Source organism: Massilia sp. Mn16-1_5 (genome assembly GCF_004798585.1).
Taxonomy (GTDB): domain Bacteria; phylum Pseudomonadota; class Gammaproteobacteria; order Burkholderiales; family Burkholderiaceae_D; genus Telluria.
This window is the reverse complement of the sequence record NZ_PPXQ01000023.1, coordinates 1-21,059: the sequence shown is the minus strand read 5'-3', so window position 1 is coordinate 21,059 and position 21,059 is coordinate 1. Positions and strand designations below refer to the sequence as shown.

Sequence of the window (21,059 nt, the reverse complement as noted above, 5' to 3'; positions counted from 1 at the left end):
TACTCGCGCCGTGTGGTTTGCTGGTCGGTACAACCGACAATGACGGCGCAGCTGCTAGCACAGCAACGCTGGGCATACCCGCAAGCGTTGCTACCCAGTTTGTCACTGTGCTGACGAATCGAGCACGAGCTGAAACCCGTGTGCCTATTTATTTGACGGCTGAAACGACGTAGTTCGATCCTTGCTGGGTGAATTCAACGTTGACTTTCTTGCCGACTGCAAGCTTGTCGAGCAAGGACTTCTCCTTGACGCCGAAAGTCATCGTCATTGCAGGCCAATTCAGGGTCTTTACCTGGTCATGGTCAAGTGTCACCTTGCTGTTAACCGGATCCACCGCCTTGACCATGGCTGATGTCTTGTGCACAGTGCCTTGCTTGTGCGCGCCCTGAGCTTTGCTGTCGGCAGTGCGCTCCTTCATCATGTTCTTACATTCCTGCATGTTCATGTTTTTCATATCCTTCATGTCCATGCCTTTCATATCCTTCATGTCCATACAACCATTTTTCATCTCCATACCCTTCATATCGCCCGACTGGGCGAACGCGGTCCCTGAGATTGACAGTGCAGAAATAAAAGCCAGTTGGGCAAAGCGTTTCATGAGATTTCTCCTTACAGTGGTAAATAAAGGCGTGCGTTCCCGATGGAGCGGCACGCTGTTGCGACGAAATTCAGGCGACCTGTTCATTGACGCTCAGGCTGCGCTTTTGACTTGCTCATCATTTCCTTACACTTCTTTATCATTTGTTCCTTGCTGGTTTGGTTACCTGACTGTTGCGAGTTTTTCTGCGGGTTTTCCTGGGCGCGCCGAGCTTGTTCCTGCCGCATGCGCTCTGCCTTGACTTTGCGTCCGTGCTCGATGATTTGCCAATCGGGACCAGCGAACGCCGGCAGAGTGGCAGCAAATGACAGTGCGCTGACCAGGGTGACAAGAAACTTCTTCATGATTGACTCCTTGAACGACTGCGAAAATTGGACTCGGCAGAACATGGCTGCGACAGAGCGTTGATCCCCTGGGCACTGGCGCTGCCGATAGCGCGGCCCTTGAACCACCCTGCAGTGCTACCTCATGTGGTTTCATAACTGGCCTCCCGGCGAGTGGGTTCCCCCGCGTTTTCTTTTCTTAACTCGCGACGGCGCATCAACTGGTAGACAGCTGGAACCACAAACATCGACAGCAATGGCGCGGACAACATGCCGCCAACCATCGGCGCGGCGATACGTTGCATGATCTCCGAGCCGGTACCAGACGCGATCATGATGGGTACGAGACCTGCGATGATCACCGCCACGGTCATGGCCTTCGGCCGGACGCGCTGTACCGCCCCTTCCCGAATGGCGTCCAGCAAATCGGCCTCGGACGACTTGCCGGCGGCCAGGCGTGCCTCCCAGGCGTGCTTCAGGTAGAGAAGCATGATCACCCCGAACTCGGCCGCCACGCCGGCAAGCGCAATGAAGCCGACCGCACTGGCGACCGACAGGTGATGCCCGAGGATCCAGAGCAGCCAGATGCCGCCGGCCAGCGCGAACGGCAGGGTGGCCATGATCAGGATGGCTTCGTCAAAGCGCTTGAATGTCAGGTACAGGAGGACGAAGATCACCAGTAGCGTCGCCGGTACGACAACCTTGAGCTTCGCGCTGGCGCGTTCCAGGTATTCGAACTGACCCGACCAGGAAATCGAGTAGCCAGGCCGCAGCTTGACCTCCTTGGCAACAGCCTGCTGCATGTCCCGCACTACCGAGTTCATGTCCCGCCCCCGGATGTCCACGTACACCCAGCCGGACAGCCGTGCATTTTCGCTTCTGAGCATGGGCGGGCCGTCATTGATGCGGATCGCCGCTACATCTCCCAAGCGAATCTGTGCGCCGCGGGGTGTCAGAACCGGCAACTGGCGGAGGTTTTCGACTGAATCCCGGATTTCGCGCGGATAGCGGACATTGATCGGGAAACGCTGCAGGCCCTCGACGGTCTCGCCGATGTTATCGCCCCCGATCGCGGCCGATACGACACTCTGCACATCGGCGATATTCAATCCGTACCGGGCTGCCTGGTCACGGTTGATATTGACGTCGATATAACGTCCGCCGTTGAGGCGTTCGGCAAGTGCCGAAGACACGCCTGGGACCGTCTTGACGATCCGTTCAATTTCCGCGGCAACGCGGTCGATCTCCTGCAGGCTGGTACCGGCCACCTTGACACCGACCGGACTCTTGATGCCGGTGGCGAGCATGTCGATGCGGTTCCGGATCGGCGGTACCCAGATATTGGAAAGCCCAGGCACTTTCACTACGCGGTCCAGTTCTTCCACCAGCTTATCCGTGGTCATCCCCGGCCGCCATTGATCCCTTGGCTTGAACTGGATCGTCGTCTCGAACATCTCGAGTGGAGCAGGATCGGTCGCCGTCTCGGCCCGTCCCGCCTTGCCGAAGACGCTTTGCACTTCCGGTACCGTTTTGATTAGGCGGTCCGTCTGCTGGAGCAGTTGCGACACCTTGCCCGCCGATAGTCCTGGCAGGGCCGAAGGCATGTACAGAAGGTCGCCTTCATCAAGAGGCGGCATGAACTCTCCGCCGAGCCGGGTCATCGGCCAGATGGTGATGGCGGCAATCACGCCGGCAGCGACCAAGGTCGCCTTTGGAAAGCGCAGCACGCCATCGAGCAAGGGCCGGTAGACGGCGATCAGGAAGCGATTCAGTGGATTCTTGTGTTCCTCGGGAATACGCCCGCGGATCAGGTAACCCATCAATACGGGGATCAAGGTCACGGCCAGCCCTGCAGCAGCCGCCATCGAATAGGTCTTCGTGAACGCAAGCGGCGAGAACAGGCGTCCTTCTTGCGCCTCGAGCGTGAACACCGGAATGAACGACAGCACGATGATCAGCAGCGAGAAGAACAGCGCCGGGCCGACTTCGGCTGCGGCGTCTCCGATGACCCGCCAGCGATCCTCTCCTTCCAGCTTTGCGCCCGGATGGGCGTGATTCCACGCTTCGATATGTTTGTGCGCGTTCTCGATCATGACTACGGCGGCGTCGACCATGGCGCCCACCGCGATCGCAATACCGCCGAGCGACATGATGTTCGCGTTAACCCCTTGGTAGTGCATGACGATGAAGGCAACCAGAATACCGATCGGCAAAGTGACAATCGCGACCAGGGCGGAGCGCAAATGGAAAAGGAAGATTGCGCACACGACCGCAACGACGACGAATTCCTCGACCAGCTTGTCGCGCAGATTGTCTACCGCTCGCCTGATCAAGTGCGAGCGGTCGTAGGCCGGCACGATCTCCACGCCGGGTGGCAAGCTCGGCTTGAGGTCCGCCAGCTTGGCTTTCACCGCATCGATGGTTTCCAGCGCATTTTTTCCGGAGCGCATGACGATGACGCCGCCGGCTACCTCGCCTTCGCCGTTCAGTTCAGAGATGCCGCGCCGCATTTCCGGCCCCAGTTGGATGCGCGCGACGTCACCCAGCCGGACTGAAACGCCCGCCGCCGAGGTGGTCAGTGGAATCTTGCGGAAGTCGTCCAGCGACTGCAGGTAACCGCTCGCACGCACCATGTATTCGGCTTCGCCCAGCTCGAGCACCGAGCCGCCAGCCTCCTGGTTGGCCTTTTGCACGGCATCGATAATGACGTTATGCGAGATGTTGTAGGCCCGCAGCTTGTCGGGATCGAGAACAATCTGGTATTGACGAACCATGCCGCCCAAGCTTGCTACTTCCGACACATTCGGCACCGTCTTGAGCTCGTACTTGAGGAACCAGTCCTGGAACGCGCGCAGCTGCGACAGGTCCATCTTGCCGCTGCGGTCGACCAGGGCATACTCGTACACCCAGCCAACCCCGCTGGCGTCCGGCCCGAGCGCGGTTTTTGCCTGCGGCGGCAGGCGCGACTGCACCTGATTCAAATACTCCAGTACACGCGAACGCGCCCAGTATGGGTCAGTCCCATCCTCGAACAGGATGTAGACGAAGGAATCCCCAAAGAAGGAATAGCCGCGTACCGTTTTCGCTCCGGGTACCGACAGCATCGTCGTCGTCAGCGGATAGGTGACCTGGTTCTCGACAATTTGCGGCGCCTGGCCCGGATAGGAGGTGCGGATAATCACCTGCACGTCGGACAAGTCGGGGAGCGCGTCGAGTGGCGTACGCTGCAGCGCGTAGATGCCCCAGGCCGTGATCCCGACTGTGGCAAGCAGGACCAGGAAGCGGTTGAGGATCGACCAGCGAATCAGTTTGGCGATCATTTCCTGGTAGCTCCCACAGCGGCAGGGACGATACCGGTGATCTGGAACGATCCTTCCTTCGTCTGCTGGAACGCGAAGTCCACCGTGTCGCCGACTGCCAGATTTTTCGGAACGCCCCCGGCGGGTATCTTGAACCCCATTGTCATCGCCGGCCACTGCATGCTCGGAACCGGATCGTGAGAAAACGTGATTTCATCCTTGTTGATATTTTCCACCTTGCCATGCGCATGATGCGTCGCCGGCCCCGCGGTTTGCTTGCTGCCGCGCGCCGGCTCAGGACCGCTCAGCCGGTTCACGGTGCCTCTCAGGCTGGCTTCCGAATCAATCAGGAACTGGCCTGAAACGACAACTTTTTGTCCAGCCTCGAGACCTTTGAGGATTTCGGTTTGTCCATTGCTCTCGCGGCCGATCTGTACATCGACGGGCATGAATTTGCCCTGGCCTTGTTCAAGCATTACGACACTGCGCGTACCGGTCTGGATCACTGCTTCCGTCGGCACCGTCAAGGTCTCCGCGCTGGCCGCTGGTGTGAAACTCACGGTCGCGAACATGCCTGGCACCAGTCGCTGTCCAGGATTGGCCAGTTCGACACGTGCCTTCAGCGTGCGCGTTGCGGCTTCGACTTCAGGCAGGATCGCGCTGACCTTGCCTTGCAATAGCGTGCCAGGCAGCGCAGGTGTGCGGGCTTCGACCCGGGCGCCTGGACGTACCGCCGCCGACGCAGCTTCGGGCAGCTCGGCATTGACCCAGACAGTGCCGAGCCCATTGATCCGGAACATGGGCGCACCCGACGCGATCGTCATCCCTTCACGGACAGTCAGTTCTCCGACGACGCCATTGATCGGCGAGCTGACGGTCAAGCGGGCCTGCACCTTGCCGCTGGACTCGACGCTACGGATCTGCGCATCTGTCATGCCCGCCAGGCGCATACGCTGTCGCGCCCCTTCCAACAGTCCATCCGTCCCGGGGCCGCTCATTTGTCTTGCAGTCAGGTATTCCTCCTGCGCCGCGACCCAGTCGGGCACATACAGTGCGGCAAGCGGCTGCCCCTTTTTTACCGGGTCGAGCGGTGCACGCACGAAGAGCCGCTCGACGTAGCCGTTGCTACGCGCCTGTACCACGGCGACATCACGCTCGTTGTAGGCCACGTTGCCGACGGCTTCCACATTGGTGGCAAAGCTGGCTTTCGTGACTTCGGCTGTACGCACACCAAGGTTCTGTTCGACTCGAGGACTGATGCTGACCTTGCCCTCGTCGCCAGCCTCGTCCGCATATACCGGCACCAGTTCCATGTCCATGAACGGGGATTTGCCCGGCTTGTCGAATTTCTGGCCTGGGACCATCGGGTCGTGCCAGTAAAGTACCTTTCGTCCGTTGGATAGGTCGACACCCTTTCCTGGGGCGGAGGACGCCACTTGTGGAGCGCTTGACATCCCCATCCCTCGGTTCATGCCGAGCTTGTACACGCCATACCCGCCAGCGCCCAATGCAGCAGCCAGGAGCAGGGCAATTGTTACTTTTTTAGTATTCATATAAAAATCCTTGTTCGCCCGGCTTTTCAGTGCGCGGGCCCGCCGTTTTGGGGAAACAGAAAATTCAGTTGCGCCCACAGGCGGTCGGTTTCCTGCGCGAGCTGTAAAGCCTGCAGGCGTACGTCGATTTCGCTGCGCCGGGCAGCGAGGACGTCCGCCAGCGCGGCCTTTCCGCCCCGGTAGGCGGCAACGGTCGCTGTTGTTCGTGAGCTGGCCAGAGGAGTCAGTTCTTCCTCATAGCGGGTCTGTCGCTGCCTGTTCGTATGCCACTCGTTCAACATGGCACGCACTTCCGCAACATGGGCAAGCAACGTGTCCTCGCGTTCGGCTCTTGCCTGTTCGACCTGGGCCAGCTTCGAGGACAGCTCCCGGTTCTGGCGGTTTTTCTGGTCCCACTGCAGGGGAACCGAAAGGCCAATCGACAGCATGTCCGAATACCCTGGACCGCGTTTTTGCACTGCCACCTCGACGCTCCAGTCCGCTTTCTTGTTGGCCCTTGCAAGATTCGCTTCACTGACTGCGATGTCTTCCTGCCTGGCCAGCACTGCAAGTTCCGGGTGGTGGTTAAGCTGCGTGTCGAGTGTGGCCTCGTCGAGGCGGATGGTATCGACCGCCGGCTTGTCGCCCAACGGCTGTTGCGCCGCGTCGCCGATCCACCGTGCCAGTGCGATTTTGGCGTTGCCGATGCGGCGCTTGATATCGCTTGCCTTGTCTTCCAGGACTGCCAGTGCGCTGCGTGAACCGAAGATGTCGGCCTGGTTGCCTCGGCCGGCACGATAGGCGGACTCCGCCGCCTGGATTTCCAGCTTCGCCTGATCGATCTGCTCCGCGAGTCCAGTCGACATGGCTTCGGCGTAGTAACGGTCCAGCCAGGCCAGTGCGGTCTCGCGTTCGATTGTCGCCGTCGCCGCCGCCTTTTCCGCAATCGATTTTTCCGCTTCGCGTTCAAATCGTTCGGCGCGCAGGCGACGTTTGTCGGAGCGCGTCAGCTCTTGCATCACACCAACGCGACGCATCGTCATGAAGTCTCGCGTCAAGCTGAAGCGGTCTTGTCCATTGACCGGAAGGTTATCGATACCGAGCTTCAGCACCGGATCGGGGAGCTGACCGGCTGCGACCGACATTTCCCGTGAGGACTGGGCAGCGTAGTCTTTGGCTGCCAACATTCGCGATCGCTCGACCGCGCGCTGCTGGGCTTCGGCCAGGGTCAACGGCGTTTCGGTGGCAAACGCACCGTTACTCATGACAATCGATATAACAAGTAAGACTACGCGAACAGACCGGGCAGCCGAACGGTGCGCCATGTGAGACGCAATGAAACATGGGGACGACATGAAACCTCCAGAATGCATTGAGTAACACCGCCGGCGGCAAGAGCGCAGCGATGAGGAATCAAGCAAACTGGAAAATCAAATGCGGAAGCAGCAGTTGCGAATGGCTATAGGCGGTGCCGTCGCGTAGGTGAGGAAGGAGGGAACAGGCGAGCCGAGAGGCGGCTGGAAGGTCAATGTGTTCAGGCTTACTGGAAGCCCAAACCCGACGGCCACGAAGGGCATTGGGGGTGGCGTCGCCGGCTTGTCGAGCGATTGCTTGCCTGTCTGGTTGGAAGCATGGCACAGGCTAGGCTGTTCCATATCCATGTCCTCGCATGCGACCATTTCGGCTTGCGTCACATGCACAGACGAGGTCGACTGAGCGTCACGCCCCGAATTCAGCACCGGGCACGCATAAGCCGACACAGCGAGCTGCATAAACAATATGCTAAGCAGCACAACTGTTGCGGCAATCAGTCGAGATGTGCGAGGAAGTCTCATGGTCAGGGGCAGTCTAGAGCGGTCGAATGTCGTTGTCAATTACGCCAACCTTAAACTACGGAAATGTGTAACTCATCGAATTCGGGTTGCAGTGGCTAACTGCCGAGCTGCGACCATCGCGGTCAGTTCCGCGACAGTCACTGATTCTCAGGGACGCGTGTAACTGAAGGGTTGAGCGCGGCGATTGTGCCTCGCTTTTTTATTCTTTTCCCTGCCGTGGATGCGGCGGGGCATCAATTCCGGCGCCCTCGTGTCTGAACCCGGTCCTTCGCAGCGGTCGGCCGCGACAGGCTCTCTGCAGGCTCCCGCTCTTCGGCCCTGTCCTCCAAGGTGGCTAGGATCGGACAATCCGGCCGCTCGTCGCCTGCGCAACAATCGCTCAGGGTCTGCAAGGTGTCGGCCATCTGCCGCAAATTTCTGATCCGCTCTTCAAGGTCAGCGATATGTCCTTGCGCAAGGCGCTTGACGTCAGCGCTTTTGCGCGATCGGTCGTCCCACAAGCTGAGCAGTTCCACGATTTCCGTTACCGGGAAGCCGAGGTCCCGTGCACGCCGAATAGAACGCAGGCGATGCACGTCGGCCAAGGTATACGCCCGGTAGCCGGAGTCGGTGCGTGCCGGATGCGGAATCAGTTCGATCTCTTCATAGTAGCGGATCATCTTGGCCGAAACCCCGGATGCGTTCGATGCCTCACCGATATTCATGTATTTCTCCCGTCTCATTCATTCGTGTAATGGCGGCTTGAAGCCGCGCAGCCGCAACGCGTTGCCGAGAACGAACACGCTGGATAAGGCCATCGCGCCGGCCGCAAACACGGGTGACAGGAGTACGCCGTATGCCGGGTACAGGATCCCTGCCGCAACCGGGACAAGGGCGGTGTTGTAGGCAAAGGCCCAGAACAGGTTTTGGCGGATGTTGCCGATCGTTGCTTTTGACAGGGCGATCGCATTGGGGACGCCCTGCAGGCTGCCTGACATGAGTACCACGTCCGCTGCTTCTACCGCGACATCGGTACCGGTCCCTATTGCCAGGCCGACATCGGCCTCGGCGAGAGCAGGTGCATCGTTGATGCCATCGCCTACGAACGCGACAGGACCATATGCGTCCCTGAGTCTTTGGATCGCCTCGACCTTCCCGGCAGGCAGCACTTCTGCGACAACCTCGTCAATGCCCAGGCGTGCCGCGATTGCGTTGGCGGTGCGCCTGTTATCTCCGGTGACCATGGCGACCTTCAGGCCCAATTGGTGCAAAGCAGCGATGGCGATGGGGGTGCCCGGCTTGACCGGGTCGGCCACGGCGACAATCGCGGCCAGGCGACCATCGATTGCAGCATACAGTGGGGACTTTCCTTCCGCTCCCAGCCTCTGGGCCGTTTGCGCGAAGGTCTCCACGTCCAGTCCAAGCGAGCGCATGTACCGATCGGCGCCCACTTCCACTCGAATGCCGTCCACCAGCGCGCGCACGCCCATGCCGGTCATGGATTCGAACTGCGTAATGGCCGGGATGTCGATCCCCTCTTTCTCAGTCGCCTCGACGATTGCACGGGCAATCGGATGTTCCGAGCGCGACTCGACCGCGGCGATGCGTGCCAGCACGTGTGCACGCTCGAAGCCTGTGCCGACCTCCAGATCCGTCAGCGTCGGCCGCCCTTCGGTCAAGGTCCCGGTCTTGTCCAGCGCCACTACCCTGGCGTCTTTCAGAATCTGCAATGCCTCGCCTTTTCGAAACAGGACGCCCAGCTCCGCCCCGCGTCCGGTACCGACCATGATCGAGGTCGGCGTTGCCAGTCCCATCGCGCATGGGCAGGCAATAATCAGGACCGCCACCGCGTTTACCAGGGCGAAGGTCAGCGCTGGGGACGGGCCGAACGCAAGCCAGACCAGGAAGGTGGCCGTGGCAGCAGCCATCACTGCCGGCACGAACCACATGGTTACCTTGTCGACGACCGCCTGAATCGGCAACTTCGAGGCCTGCGCCTGTTCCACCAGGCGAATGATTTGGGCGAGTACCGTTTGTCCACCGACTGCGGTGGCGCGCAGGGACAGGGCACCTCTCTGGTTGACGGTGCCGCCCACAACGGCATTGCCGCGCGCTTTCTTTACCGGAACCGGTTCGCCTGTGATCATGGATTCGTCGACATAGCTGACGCCCTCGATGACCTCGCCATCGACCGGAATCCGTTCTCCCGGGCGTACCTCGAGCACATCGCCGGCGACAACCTCCGCCACAGGTATGTCGATGGCGCGGCCGCCGCGTACGACGTGGGCCACTTTTGCCTGCAAGCCAACCAACCTCTGGATGGCCTGCGAAGTGCGCCCCTTTGCCTGAGCCTCCAGGAATCTCCCCCACAGAAGTAGCGCCACGATCACGGCCGCCGCTTCGTAATACACGTTGACCGTACCTGCCGGCAGCAGGTGCGGCATGAAAGTGGCGACAAGCGAATACCCATAGGCGGCAAGTGTGCCGACCGCCACGAGCGAATTCATGTCTGGTGCCAGCCGCAGCAGTGCCGGGAGACCCTTGGTATAGAAGCGGCGGCCGGGCACGAGCAATACCAGCGTCGTCAGCACGAACTGCAGTTGCCAGCTCAATCCTTGTCCGACGTTCTCCATCACCCAGTGGTGCATGGACGGTAGCAAGTGCGAGCCCATCTCAAGGATGACGACTGGCAGTGCCAGGGCGGAGGCGATCAGCAGGTCGCGCTTGAGTGCCACTCGTTCAGCATCTTTCCTCGCTTCGGCCTTGTCATCGCCGGAAACGGTACTGGAATCGAGGTTCCTGGCTTCATAACCCGCCTTGCCGATTGCAGCGAGCAGCGCTTCGGTAGCCGCGACGCCGCGCACTGTGGCACGCTCGGTGGCCAGATTGACCGTGGCCTGGCTAACGCCTGGCACGGCCTGAAGTGCACGCTCGACTCGCCCCACGCAGGATGCGCAGGTCATGCCCTCGACGGACAGCTCGATGGTCTGCGCAGGAACATCGTATCCGGCCTTTTCGATTGCCTGCACAAGGGCAGCACGGTCGACTGGACCGTGCCCGCTCGGCCGTACTTCCGCCCGTTCAGTAGCGAGGTTGACGGCGACGCTGCCGACACCATCCACCTTTCGCAAGGCCGCTTCGACGCGGCCGACACAGGATGCGCACGTCATCCCCTCGATTGGCAAACTGATGGGTGATATGTTCGTGCCAAGTACCGTTTTGTTCGAAATGTCCATGTGTGGTCCTCTACCTTTTCCTCAACATGAAGACACGATGCCCGTTACCATCATGGGAAGGTCAAGTAGATTCCGTAAGATTTTTTGAGTGTGATTTCGGGGCTGATCCAGTGTCAGTAGACCAGGCTATATGGCCTGACGAACCTAGTGTCTCGTGCTGCCGGTAGCGGCGCAGTCTCCAAGCTGATCCAATGCAGGCAAGCCGGCTCCGGACTCGGCAGGCGCGCTTGCCGTGCATAGACCAATAACGGCATATGGCTGCGCCACGATCTGCCGAAATTGGTCATTGGAGCAGGATCCGGCACGGACTGGGCGTGCCGGAATCGCTATCTCCCTTCTTGCGTTATGCGGTTGTGCTCGCAGTCACGGGATACCCCGCCTGCACCACGGCCGCCTTGACCTGATCGATACCGAGCGTGGTGTCGATCCGGACCTTTTTGCTGCCCAGGTCAACTTCCACCTTTGCAGCACTGTCGACTGCTTGCACCGACTTCTTAACGCTATTGGCGCAACCGCCACAGGTCATGCCCTCAACTTGCAATTCGTACATTTGATACCTCCATTGGTTAACTGCAGGTCCACTTTAATCCTTCCCATGGTTGGAAGGTCAAGTACATTCTTTGGCGTTTGATGAAATGGTGTTCTGCCGTGCTGGCGGGGGAGGTTTGGGCCCGGAAGACGACAACAGCCCTCCACAACAGGTGCGGGCAATTTGGACGAGCTCAGGTGTATGTTCGAGACGCATACGGCGTTCATGCTGCCTGTGCGGCGGGATACGACGAAACTGGGGATAACGGAGCGAACGCTTGCAGTCCTTTGTGCCGATCCCGGGTTCTCTACAATCAGAACACCCGGCCTTGTACCGGTCGTAGCGTTACTGCTAGTGCGCACGTGTGTAATCAGGCGCGCTCTCAGTGTGGCTGTATGCCGCTCCTGGCAGGTCAACGGTGCACCGAATGATCGCTGATGCCTCCGCGCTAGCGGCGGCCCATCGACTGACAGGCCGCGTGCCTGTGCTTACTTGCCCGACGCTTTATGCTTCTCCATCCACTGATCGAGCTTCTTGATTTCCTTGGTTTGGTCGGCAACGACCTTCTTTGCGGCCTGCAGCATTTGCTTGTCCTTGCCGTTCTTGATCTCGGCGTTTGCCATGTCGACGCCGGCCTGGTGGTGCGCGCGCATCATCATTGCGAAGTTGTGGTCAGGGTCGCCCGTCATTTGCATCGCCGACATTTTCTGATGCATCTCCTGCATCGTCTGCATCATTTCGTGGCCGGCCATCTCGTGTTGCTGGGCCCCGGCAGCCGCTCCCGACGTCGTGGTGCCATGCTGTGCATGCTCTCCCGTTTGCGCAAGCGCGCTGCCCGAAACCCCGATGAGGACCGCGAAGACGCCCGAGAACAGGGAAATGCTCAACTTAGACTGTTTCATATAGTTCTCCTTTAGGATGATGACTCTTCCATACCGGCATTCGAAACTGGTATCCGTTCATTGTGGGTAGATGCCGCAGGTCACACTGTGCGTTGACGAACAATGACGCGGATCCGTTCCCGAGAGTGATGTCTTCAGTTCGACGTCAGCAGAAGACTTTAGCCAGCCTTAAGCCGTTTCCGGGCAAAAACAGCCGTGCTATACTCGGCACATCCATGAACCGCTCGCTCAAGACATTCCTGATTTGGCTCCTGATAGCCATACTCCCGCTGCATGCACTTGCTGCCAGCGTCGGGATGTCATGCGCACCCGATTCCAGCCAGGTCAGCCATAAGGTCGAGCGCACCCATGCTGCCCACCTTGGCGCAGGCATCGAGATGCAAGCCCATCACGGCGCCCATGCGAGCGACGCCGGCGACAGCGGATCCGATACGCACGCTCAGCCTGCGAAGTTCGAGAAGCAGGTTCACTCATCCTGCAGCGCATGCTCTGCACTCTGTGCCGGCGCGGTAGCGCCGCCGTCGGCCTTCCTCGCCGTCCCTGGCTTCGACGGCTCCGACGTCTTCCTCGTGTCGCCAATGGCGATGGTCCCGGGATTTATCCCCGACGGTCCTCAACGCCCTCCCCGGCGTCAATCCGCTTAATCGAAACAAGAGCTGGCCGCGCCATCCCATTGGTCCGGTCACACATCTTGCGCGTACGCGCGTGCACATGCACGCCCCAGTTGCCGATTTTGAGGACTGACAATGAATCAGAAACTTTTGGCCGCCGCTTTTGGCGTCCTGCTGGCTGCACCCCTCGGTGCGCTGGCCCAGCAATCCTTCCTTGCGCCTGACCCTGCCGATCCGCATGCGGCCGCACCGCCGATCGTGTACGAGTCGGCAATCCCCCGCCCGGCCCAGCCGGCCCAGGAAGCACAGCCTACGCCTGACAAGGCCTGGCGTGCGGCGAACGACGCCCTGGCGGCTCCGTCCGGGCATGCCGGACATGTCGCGCAGCAGGCAGAACAGTCCGGGGATAAAGGCGCCGCAGCTGCAGCTGCGCCGGTGCACGCCGGCTCACCGGATGGCCCGCGCCCCCAGCCAGCGCCTGTCGATCACAGCAAACACCATTAAGCGAAGGCGACAATAATGACAAAACAGTCCTCTCTTCCCCCACTCCGCGCCATCGCTGCGAGCGCCCTGGTACTGGTCTTGAGCGGTTGCGCAACGTTCTCGCAGGACGGCGGCCTCGATTCGGTATCCGCCCTTACCAAGGAACGCACCGGGCAGGATGTGCGCTTGCCGAAAGCCGCTGGGAACGCCGATCCGGCGCGAGAAGAACTCGCCCGGCTCATGAAGTCTCCACTTTCCGCAGACGATGCGGTGCGTGTCGCGTTGCTTAACAACCGCGGCCTGCGCGCCTCCCTGGCTGGACTGGGTGTGGCCGAGGCCGATCTGGTCCAGGCTGGCCGGATGAGCAATCCGAGCTTCAGCTTCAGTCGCATGTCGGGTGGCGGGGAAACCGAGATCGAACGCAGTGTGATGTTCGATCTCGTCGGCCTCGTGACCATCCCGATCCGCCGCGATATAGAGGCGCGCCGCTTCGAAAGTGCCAAGCTGGTCGCCGCCCTGGATGCCGTTAACCTGGCCGCGGACACGCGCAAGGCCTGGTTCACGGCGGTCGCGGCAAGCCAGTCGGCACGCTATGCCGAGCAGGTACGCGAGGCTGCGCAGGCAAGCGCGGAACTGGCCCAGCGCATGGCCAGCGTGGGTAACCTGAGTGCGCTGGACCAGGCACGCGAACAGGCCTTCTCGGCCGAGGCGACGGCTCAACTCGCACGGGCGCGGCACAATGCGACCGCCGCGCGCGAACAGCTTGCCCGCCTCATGGGGGTATGGGGCGAGCATACGGCATTTCAGTTACCCGAGCGCCTGCCGGATCTGCCTGCGGCTCCCCGCGAAGCCGCCAATATCGAATCGCTGGCCATGCAGCAACGCCTCGACGTGCGCCTGTCCAAACTCGACACCGAATCGACTGCCCGCGCGCTCGGTCTGACGAAAGCAACGGGCTTTATCAACGTGCTCGACGCCGGTTATGCCAACACCAGCAAATCGGGTTCCCCGCGCGAGAACGGCTATGAGGTCGAGCTCGCGCTGCCGATCTTCGACTGGGGCGGCGCACGTGTCGCCAAGGCGCAATCGCTCTACATGCAGGCCGTGCACCGGACAGCGCATGCCGCAACGGTGGCGCGCTCGCAGGTGCGGGAAGCCTATTCGGCCTACCGGACCACCTACGACCTTAGCAAGCAGTACCGGGACGAGGTCGTCCCCCTGCAGAAAAAAATCTCGGAGGAGACCCTGCTTCGCTACAACGGCATGCTCGCGAGCGTGTTCGAGCTGCTGGCCGATGCCCGTACCCAGGTCACGGGCGTGAATGCAGCGATCCAGGCCCAGCGCGATTATTGGATTGCCGAGACCGACCTGCAAGCAGCAATTAACGGCAGCGGCGGTGCGTCGGTATCGCTCGGCGCATCGAGCGCCGCCGAAGCCGCACCCGAACATTAAACAAGGATTAGCAAATGAGTTCTCGTCGAGATTTTTTCAGCGGCGCCGCAGCACTGGTTGGTGCCGGCCTCGTCACCCGCGCCGGCGCCGCCACGCTGCCGGAAGCGCCAAGCATGAGCAGTGCGGCGACCCAGCCGCCGCTGGTACCGCCAAACGGACGCCCCTACAACCCGGTCGTCACCCTGAACGGCTGGACCCTGCCCTGGCGTATGAATAACGGTGTCAAGGAGTTCCACCTGATCGCCGAGCCGGTGGTGCGCGAAATTGCCCCCGGCATGAAAGCGAACCTTTGGGGCTACAACGGCCAGAGCCCGGGGCCGACCATCGAAGTGGTCGAGGGCGACCGGGTACGTATTTTCGTGACCAATCGCCTGCCCGAGCACACCAGCATCCACTGGCACGGACAGCGGCTGCCAAACGGCATGGACGGTGTTACCGGGTTGAACCAGCCAGGCATCCAGCCAGGTAAAACCTTTGTTTATGAGTTCATCGCCCGCCGGCCCGGCACCTTCATGTACCACCCGCACGCCGATGAAATGGTGCAGATGGCAATGGGAATGATGGGGTTCTGGGTCACACACCCCAAGGATCCGCGCCAGCACGCGGTCGACCGCGACTTCGTCTTCCTGCTTAACGCGTATGACATCGAGCCCGGCAGCTACACGCCTCGGGTCAATGAGATGACGGACTTCAACCTGTGGACGATCAACAGCCGCGCCTTTCCCGGCGTTGACACGATGAACGTGCGCCAGGGAGATCGCGTGCGCATCCGCGCCGGCAACCTGACGATGACGAACCACCCGATCCACCTGCACGGCCACGAGTTCGAGGTGACGGGCACCGATGGCGGCTGGACCCGGCCGGAGTCGCGCTGGCCCGAGGTCACCACCGATATCGCGGTCGGGCAGATGCGCGCGATCGAATTCGTCGCAACCGACCTGGGGGACTGGGCCTTCCACTGCCACAAGTCGCACCACACGATGAATGCGATGGGACACAGCGTGCCGAACATGATCGGTGTGGACCACCGCGGCGTCGCGGAAAAGATCTCGAAGCTCGTGCCGGACTACATGGTCATGGGCGACAAGGGGGGCTCGATGGGCGACATGGAAATGCCGATTCCGGACAACACACTGCCGATGATGACTGGCCAAGGGCCTTTCGGCGGTGTCGAGATGGGCGGCATGTTCACCGTGCTCAAGGTTCGCAAGGACCAGAAGCCGGGCGACTACAAGGACCCTGGCTGGTACAAGCATCCGGCAGGCACCGTGGCCTACGAATGGAAAGGCGAGGCACCGGCCACAGTGCGTAGCGGCTCGGCCGGCGGGCAGGCAATGCCCGCCGCGGGCAAGGGGCCGGAGGTCGAGGTGACCGTGCGCAAGCCGGCCGGCCACCAGGGACACCACTGAAAACATCACGGAAAGGAGCAATCCAATGATTCAACGAATTCTTAATCGCGCCGCACTGGCTGCGGCATTGTGCATCCCGATGGCCGCCATTGCCGCTGCCCCTGTCATCGACGTCTACAAGAGCGAGTACTGCGGCTGCTGCGAGGAATGGGTCAAGCACCTCGAAGCGAACGGCATCAAGACCCGTGTGGTTAACGTTGCGAACCCTTCGGACTACCGCGAGCGCGGTGGCATTCCAGATGCGCTTGGTTCCTGCCATACCGGAATGGTGGGCGGCTATGCCATCGAAGGTCATGTGCCAGCGTCCGAGATCAAACGGCTGCTCGCGGAGAAGCCAAAAGCCAAAGGACTAGCGGTACCCGCGATGCCGCTTGGCTCGCCCGGCATGGAAGGCCCGCGCAAGGATCCGTACGACGTTCTGCTGGTGCAGGCCGGCGGCCGTACGTCTGTATACAAGCATTACAACTGACCAAACCCAACCACGAAAGGAATCGACATGAACGCAATTTCCAAACTCGCAATCGCCCTCGTCATGGCAGCTGGCGCAGCGGCCGCCTCCGCGCAGGAACACGCGCACGGCGGCCACGAGGCCCATGCCGACGAGCAGGCGGCAGCGCCGACGCTGGTAGACGCTGAAGTGAAAAAGGTCGACAAGGAGGCGGGAAAAATCACGCTTCGTCACGGAGACATCGCGAACCTGAACATGCCGGGTATGACCATGGCATTTCGCACGAAGGACGCCGCGATGCTGGACCAGGTAAAGGTCGGCGACAAGATTACCTTCGCAGCCGAACGCGTCAATGGAGCGATCACGATTATCCAGCTGCAGAAAGCGCAGTAATCGACGAGGCAGGCCCAACGATCGAACAGGCGCAAGTGCGGTCCATCCCCGCGCGCGCACCTGCGGATGGGCTTCATACAGGTCGCGGTGCGGGTGGCCGCGACCTCCCTCGGCCCGGTTTCGACGCCAATGGCGCCGGCCCCCCTTCCTCACGACAAGGAACGAAAATGATAAAAAAATCGACTGCAGGACTTTTTCTGATAGCCGCGATGACGAGTGCATCGGCAGGCACCCTTGCCGCCTCGCCCACTGAGGCACTTGCGGCCTTCCATGATGCTCTTGTCGCGGGGGACAAGGCGCGGGCCACCAGTCTGTTGGCAGCGGACATCGCCATCTACGAGGCCGGCCATGTAGAACGCTCGCGCGAGGAGTACGCGGGCCACCACCTCGGGGGCGACATGGAGTTTGCGAAGAACTCGACGCGCAAGGTGCTCCAGCAAAGCGAGCGCGTCGAGGGCAACACGGCGATCGTGTGGCAGGAAACCGAGACTACCGGCACCCTGCGCGGCAAGGCCATCCACATGCTCGGGACTGAAACGGCCGTTCTGCAGAAAAAGGACGGCGCTTGGTCAATCGTCCACGTGCACTGGTCCTCCCGGAACGCAAAGTAAAAGGGGCGTGTCCCGGTCGTACCCCTCCAGACCGATCGGGAGCGGCCCTGGACTGCCGCACCTATATCTTGAAGTCGTCGTACGCCACATTGGCGTCGTCACCCCCGAGAGAACGCAGCATCGCCCGGGTAGCACCACGGCGTAACACTTACTGCTACCCCGGCGACGGTGGGTGCTAACCGATGCGCTGGATATCGGAATTGAATTGCGCGTGCGAAAATAGCTGTTCGCGTCACAACACGTCAGAGGTAAACAGTGGAAGAGGTTATCGTTCCGGATTCTGTTATGGAGCTGCTTGCCATGGCAGCCGGCATTTTGGCCATCGTTGTCACTGGTTTCGTCGTACACGGTGTCCGTGCAAGGCGTACCAGACGCAGGATATTGAAAGCAGCCAAGGTTTCGCAACCAGTACCGCGCGAAACCCGGACCACTTCAGGGCGTAGGAAGAAACGCAAGTGAGCTCCCGAGGAGGGACAGCGCTGGCTTAAAAAGTGGACGTTCAAGACAGCGAAGCCCTTACGGCATGCGGACTGCCTAACTACTCGCGCAAAATGGTGAATGTCAGCTTTCTGGCAATCGAGCGGTGCGCCATACCGCCCGGGCCCTGACGGCCCCATTTTCCATTGCTCGGCGTTACAATGTATTTTATTTACTGAACGACCGGAGTCATTTTTGAGTCTCGACACAGGTGCCCCAACCTTACACCAACAGCAGCGGTTAATCGAGCAATGGCGGGCCGACAATGGGGGCTCGTACCAGACCTGGTTCATGTGGGACGAACGCCTGAAGAACTTCCGGTCGATTCGACGGGGCCTCCAGGCCGTTGTAAAGGAAATACGCGAGAACACTTTTGGCGTAGCCTACCGGGGCTCATCGCTCGAAACCGTCGTCCATTCGATTGCTGAACAGCGTCAAATATTCAAGGGAGCCGATCACGCGTTCCTCTGGAAACCGAAACTGCGGATCCCCGACATTTACGAGAGTCGAAACAACCAGCTCGCGTTCGGGCGGTTTCTCGACACCTGTTTGTGCTGCGAGCGCGAAGACGACGTCGTCAAGGCTGTTCAGCTTCTAGACAGTGTGCAGATCAAGGGGCTCGGTCCTGCCTGTGCCAATCTGCTGTACTTCCTGCACCCCACCATTGTCCCTCCCAACAATACCGCGATCGTCAAGGGTTTCAACGCATTGTTTGGTGCGAATGTGAAACTCGGTCGTTGGAGCGAATACCTGGCAATGCGCCGCCGCGTTATCGAATTCAACGAAACCCATCGCAAGCTGCTCTCCAACGACCTCGGCGCAGTCGCAGGCTTGCTGTTCGATATCGGGACGGGGCGCTACGCGCTCGAAGCTGGCAGCTCTCTCTCAGTAGACTGGAAAGCAGACCTGGCCAAGGTGAACCAGGAAAGTACCGCTGCGGCAAAGGCAAGGCAGGCGGCGTCGGAAAACGACCAGAGTCATACGCAGGTCCAAGGATGGCTGCGAGATCTTGGCTTGTCTCTCGGGTACCGGGTCTGGATTGCAAATAACGACAAAGGGCGGGAATACGCCGGTGGCAAGCTCGGCGACCATTGTCTCACTGAGCTTCCGCAGTTCATTCGCTTGAGCCCGGCATGCGACACGATCGCACTGATTGACGTTCTCTGGTTGGACCCGGGAAGCGGAAAGATCGCGATGGCCTTTGAAGTCGAGCACAGCACAAGCATTTACTCCGGCATCGTCCGGATGCTCGATCTCGCCCTCGGGGTTCCGGAACACGACGGATCGACCTTCTTCCTGGTTGCCCCGGATGCACGCGAGCAGGATGTGCGCAACCAGTTCGCTCGTCCGGCCTTTTCCCGGGTGGGCGAACTCGACGTGCGCTACATCAGTTATGGCGAGCTGGCCAAGCATCGCGACGCGATAGCGCGTTTCGGCCACGGTGCGAAAGGCGTGTTGGCAATTTCGACCCCGCTGACGAGCTGAGTCGATCCTTTGCAGTCAGTCTGGCTTGTTCACGCACACGTCCAGTACCTTGGTGCCTGGCTCAGTGTGCGTGCTCAGCTTCGGGCGCCGGCCTGGAGGTCGTCGCATGGTCCATGTCTCGCATGCCGCTTGGATGTTCGCCCTCTCCTTCGGCATGCCCCATTCCATCGTGCGGGTCTTGGCCCGAGGTCCCTTCCTCATGGCCCGCGCCTGCACCGACATGAGAATGTCCGGAGCTTTTGGCAACCATAGCGCGGTATCCTTGGGCATCGAGGCTCGGTAGTTGCTGCAGGAACCCGACCATATTCCAGATTTCTTCGTCGTTCATGCTTTTGCCCCAAGCGGGCATACCCGAAGTTTTTATCCCATGTTTAATCGCCCAAAACGCCTGTCCTGGTTCAAAGCGGGTTTTCGAAAGATTGGGGGGCGCCGGATATAGGCCTCTGCTCAGCTCGGTCTCTGCCATACTAGGGGCCAGATGGCACTGCGCACACATGGCGTTATAGTTTCCCGCGCCTTTAACTTTCCGGCCAGGGTCCTTGAGGACAGGAACCTTGATACTTTGCGCGCGTACCTCAATGGAGCGTTCGCGCATATATTCGAGCATCGAATAGACTGGTGCGGAGTGTTGCGCATCGGCGCCAAAGTTATATACGCCAAAATGCGCGAAAAGGCCAAAAGCCAGGGTGCCGCCTGCAAGCAGGATCGCTGTCGTCGCCAGAATGTGTTTGGTGACTGGCTTCATACGCTCTTCCGTTTTCAATTTGCTGCACCATCCAAGAGCACTCTCCGGGTAGAAGTCTGAACAGCAACATGCCCCCCAAGTACGGCGCGGTGTCATAGATTGCAGACCGCGGCCACGCGTCGCCTTTGATGCCCCCGCCCGCTCCTTGCTGGCCCTGTTGCGGTCGCTACCGGTCCAACCGCCGGGTGCACGGGCGTGTGCGTGGTGTCGGGGCGCGCGACCTTATGTGTATCAGTTCTGATAAAGCGGATTCTGCCCGACGAATACTTGTACCCCGTATGTACTTATCCCTTTCGGAGCGAACAGCGCGAGGTCAAGCCAACCTTGGGGACGTTCCGTGTCGAATTGCCATGCGAAGACTTTTCCATCGACTTCAAACTTGACGATATCCCCCTGATTCACATTTATATACCTTGTCTGCGGAGCAATCGTGACCGTGCGTGTTGCAGCGGAAACAGGCGCCGTCATTCCGAGTTTGCGGATGTCGTCATGCGGGCCGTCATGCGCAAAAACTGCCTGTGCAAGCGTTAGAGCGGAGAAAAAAGCTACGATTCGTTTTGTAGAGTAAAACATTTTTGGTTCCTTAGAGACGGTTTGAAAACTCGGAAGCAACTATGATGTCCAAATGGTCCTCTTCGATAGGAGTACGCCATGTGGACAGCAGAGCAACGAACACGGCATAAGGTCCGGGTTCCCAAGGAGCGCAAGGGTT

Annotated in this window: 19 protein-coding genes; 8 read left to right on the top strand and 11 right to left on the bottom strand. The window is 60.3% G+C overall.

What is annotated here, in order from left to right; all coding sequences use genetic code 11:
• Positions 1-148 precede the first annotated feature (148 nt).
• From C2862_RS22080 to C2862_RS22035, 9 genes are all read right to left on the bottom strand, one after another.
• The gene (locus C2862_RS22080; protein ID WP_136222695.1) at positions 149-598 is read right to left on the bottom strand and encodes a copper-binding protein; all 450 of its coding nucleotides are present in this window, start codon (positions 596-598) and stop codon (positions 149-151) included.
• Positions 599-681: 83 nt separating this feature from the next.
• Positions 682-942, bottom strand: a complete 261-nt coding sequence (locus C2862_RS22075) for a hypothetical protein (RefSeq protein ID WP_136222694.1) — start codon at positions 940-942, stop codon at positions 682-684.
• A 122-nt stretch (positions 943-1,064) separates the two neighbouring features.
• Positions 1,065-4,241, bottom strand: coding sequence for an efflux RND transporter permease subunit (locus C2862_RS22070; RefSeq protein ID WP_136222693.1), 3,177 nt, complete (start codon positions 4,239-4,241; stop codon positions 1,065-1,067).
• A complete protein-coding gene (locus C2862_RS22065; RefSeq protein ID WP_136222691.1) occupies positions 4,238-5,773 on the bottom strand; it encodes an efflux RND transporter periplasmic adaptor subunit in 1,536 nt (511 codons plus the stop codon). Before C2862_RS22065 ends, C2862_RS22070 begins: the two co-directional genes overlap by 4 nt.
• Before the next feature lie 26 nt (positions 5,774-5,799).
• Positions 5,800-7,017, bottom strand: coding sequence for a TolC family protein (locus C2862_RS22060; RefSeq protein WP_229467552.1), 1,218 nt, complete (start codon positions 7,015-7,017; stop codon positions 5,800-5,802).
• A gap of 803 nt (positions 7,018-7,820) precedes the next feature.
• Positions 7,821-8,291 carry a Cu(I)-responsive transcriptional regulator gene (gene cueR, locus C2862_RS22050; RefSeq protein ID WP_136222685.1) on the bottom strand — a complete coding sequence of 157 codons (471 nt, stop codon included), beginning with the start codon at positions 8,289-8,291 and terminating at the stop codon, positions 7,821-7,823.
• Between the two features lie 18 nt (positions 8,292-8,309).
• The gene (locus C2862_RS22045) at positions 8,310-10,802 is read right to left on the bottom strand and encodes a heavy metal translocating P-type ATPase (protein WP_136222683.1); all 2,493 of its coding nucleotides are present in this window, start codon (positions 10,800-10,802) and stop codon (positions 8,310-8,312) included.
• Positions 10,803-11,145: 343 nt separating this feature from the next.
• A complete protein-coding gene (locus C2862_RS22040) occupies positions 11,146-11,352 on the bottom strand; it encodes a heavy-metal-associated domain-containing protein (RefSeq protein WP_136222681.1) in 207 nt (68 codons plus the stop codon).
• A gap of 467 nt (positions 11,353-11,819) precedes the next feature.
• Positions 11,820-12,218, bottom strand: coding sequence for a DUF305 domain-containing protein (locus tag C2862_RS22035; RefSeq protein WP_168710144.1), 399 nt, complete (start codon positions 12,216-12,218; stop codon positions 11,820-11,822).
• A 230-nt stretch (positions 12,219-12,448) separates the two neighbouring features.
• On the opposite strand from C2862_RS22035, the gene C2862_RS22030 reads away from it, so the two are divergent.
• From C2862_RS22030 to C2862_RS21995, 8 genes are all read left to right on the top strand, one after another.
• Positions 12,449-12,877: a hypothetical protein gene (locus tag C2862_RS22030; protein ID WP_136222667.1), complete on the top strand. Its 429-nt coding sequence runs from the start codon at positions 12,449-12,451 to the stop codon at positions 12,875-12,877.
• Positions 12,878-12,979: 102 nt separating this feature from the next.
• Positions 12,980-13,348, top strand: coding sequence for a hypothetical protein (locus tag C2862_RS22025; protein ID WP_136222665.1), 369 nt, complete (start codon positions 12,980-12,982; stop codon positions 13,346-13,348).
• Positions 13,349-13,363: 15 nt separating this feature from the next.
• Positions 13,364-14,779, top strand: coding sequence for a TolC family protein (locus C2862_RS22020; protein ID WP_136222663.1), 1,416 nt, complete (start codon positions 13,364-13,366; stop codon positions 14,777-14,779).
• Positions 14,780-14,793: 14 nt separating this feature from the next.
• Positions 14,794-16,188, top strand: coding sequence for a multicopper oxidase family protein (locus C2862_RS22015; protein WP_136222661.1), 1,395 nt, complete (start codon positions 14,794-14,796; stop codon positions 16,186-16,188).
• Positions 16,189-16,213: 25 nt separating this feature from the next.
• On the top strand, positions 16,214-16,657 hold the full coding sequence (locus C2862_RS22010) for a DUF411 domain-containing protein (RefSeq protein ID WP_136222659.1): 444 nt from the start codon (positions 16,214-16,216) through the stop codon (positions 16,655-16,657).
• 27 nt (positions 16,658-16,684) lie between these two features.
• Complete coding sequence (locus C2862_RS22005) at positions 16,685-17,029, top strand: copper-binding protein (protein WP_136222657.1); 345 nt, start codon at positions 16,685-16,687, stop codon at positions 17,027-17,029.
• 167 nt (positions 17,030-17,196) lie between these two features.
• Positions 17,197-17,640: a DUF4440 domain-containing protein gene (locus tag C2862_RS22000; RefSeq protein WP_136222655.1), complete on the top strand. Its 444-nt coding sequence runs from the start codon at positions 17,197-17,199 to the stop codon at positions 17,638-17,640.
• Positions 17,641-18,312: 672 nt separating this feature from the next.
• On the top strand, positions 18,313-19,602 hold the full coding sequence (locus tag C2862_RS21995; RefSeq protein ID WP_136222653.1) for a type II restriction endonuclease: 1,290 nt from the start codon (positions 18,313-18,315) through the stop codon (positions 19,600-19,602).
• 61 nt (positions 19,603-19,663) lie between these two features.
• On the opposite strand, the gene C2862_RS21990 is transcribed toward C2862_RS21995, so the two are convergent.
• Both C2862_RS21990 and C2862_RS21985 read right to left on the bottom strand, forming a co-directional pair.
• Positions 19,664-20,347, bottom strand: coding sequence for a cytochrome c (locus C2862_RS21990; RefSeq protein ID WP_136222651.1), 684 nt, complete (start codon positions 20,345-20,347; stop codon positions 19,664-19,666).
• Positions 20,348-20,578: 231 nt separating this feature from the next.
• The gene (locus C2862_RS21985) at positions 20,579-20,920 is read right to left on the bottom strand and encodes a CzcE family metal-binding protein (protein WP_136222649.1); all 342 of its coding nucleotides are present in this window, start codon (positions 20,918-20,920) and stop codon (positions 20,579-20,581) included.
• Positions 20,921-21,059 lie beyond the last annotated feature (139 nt).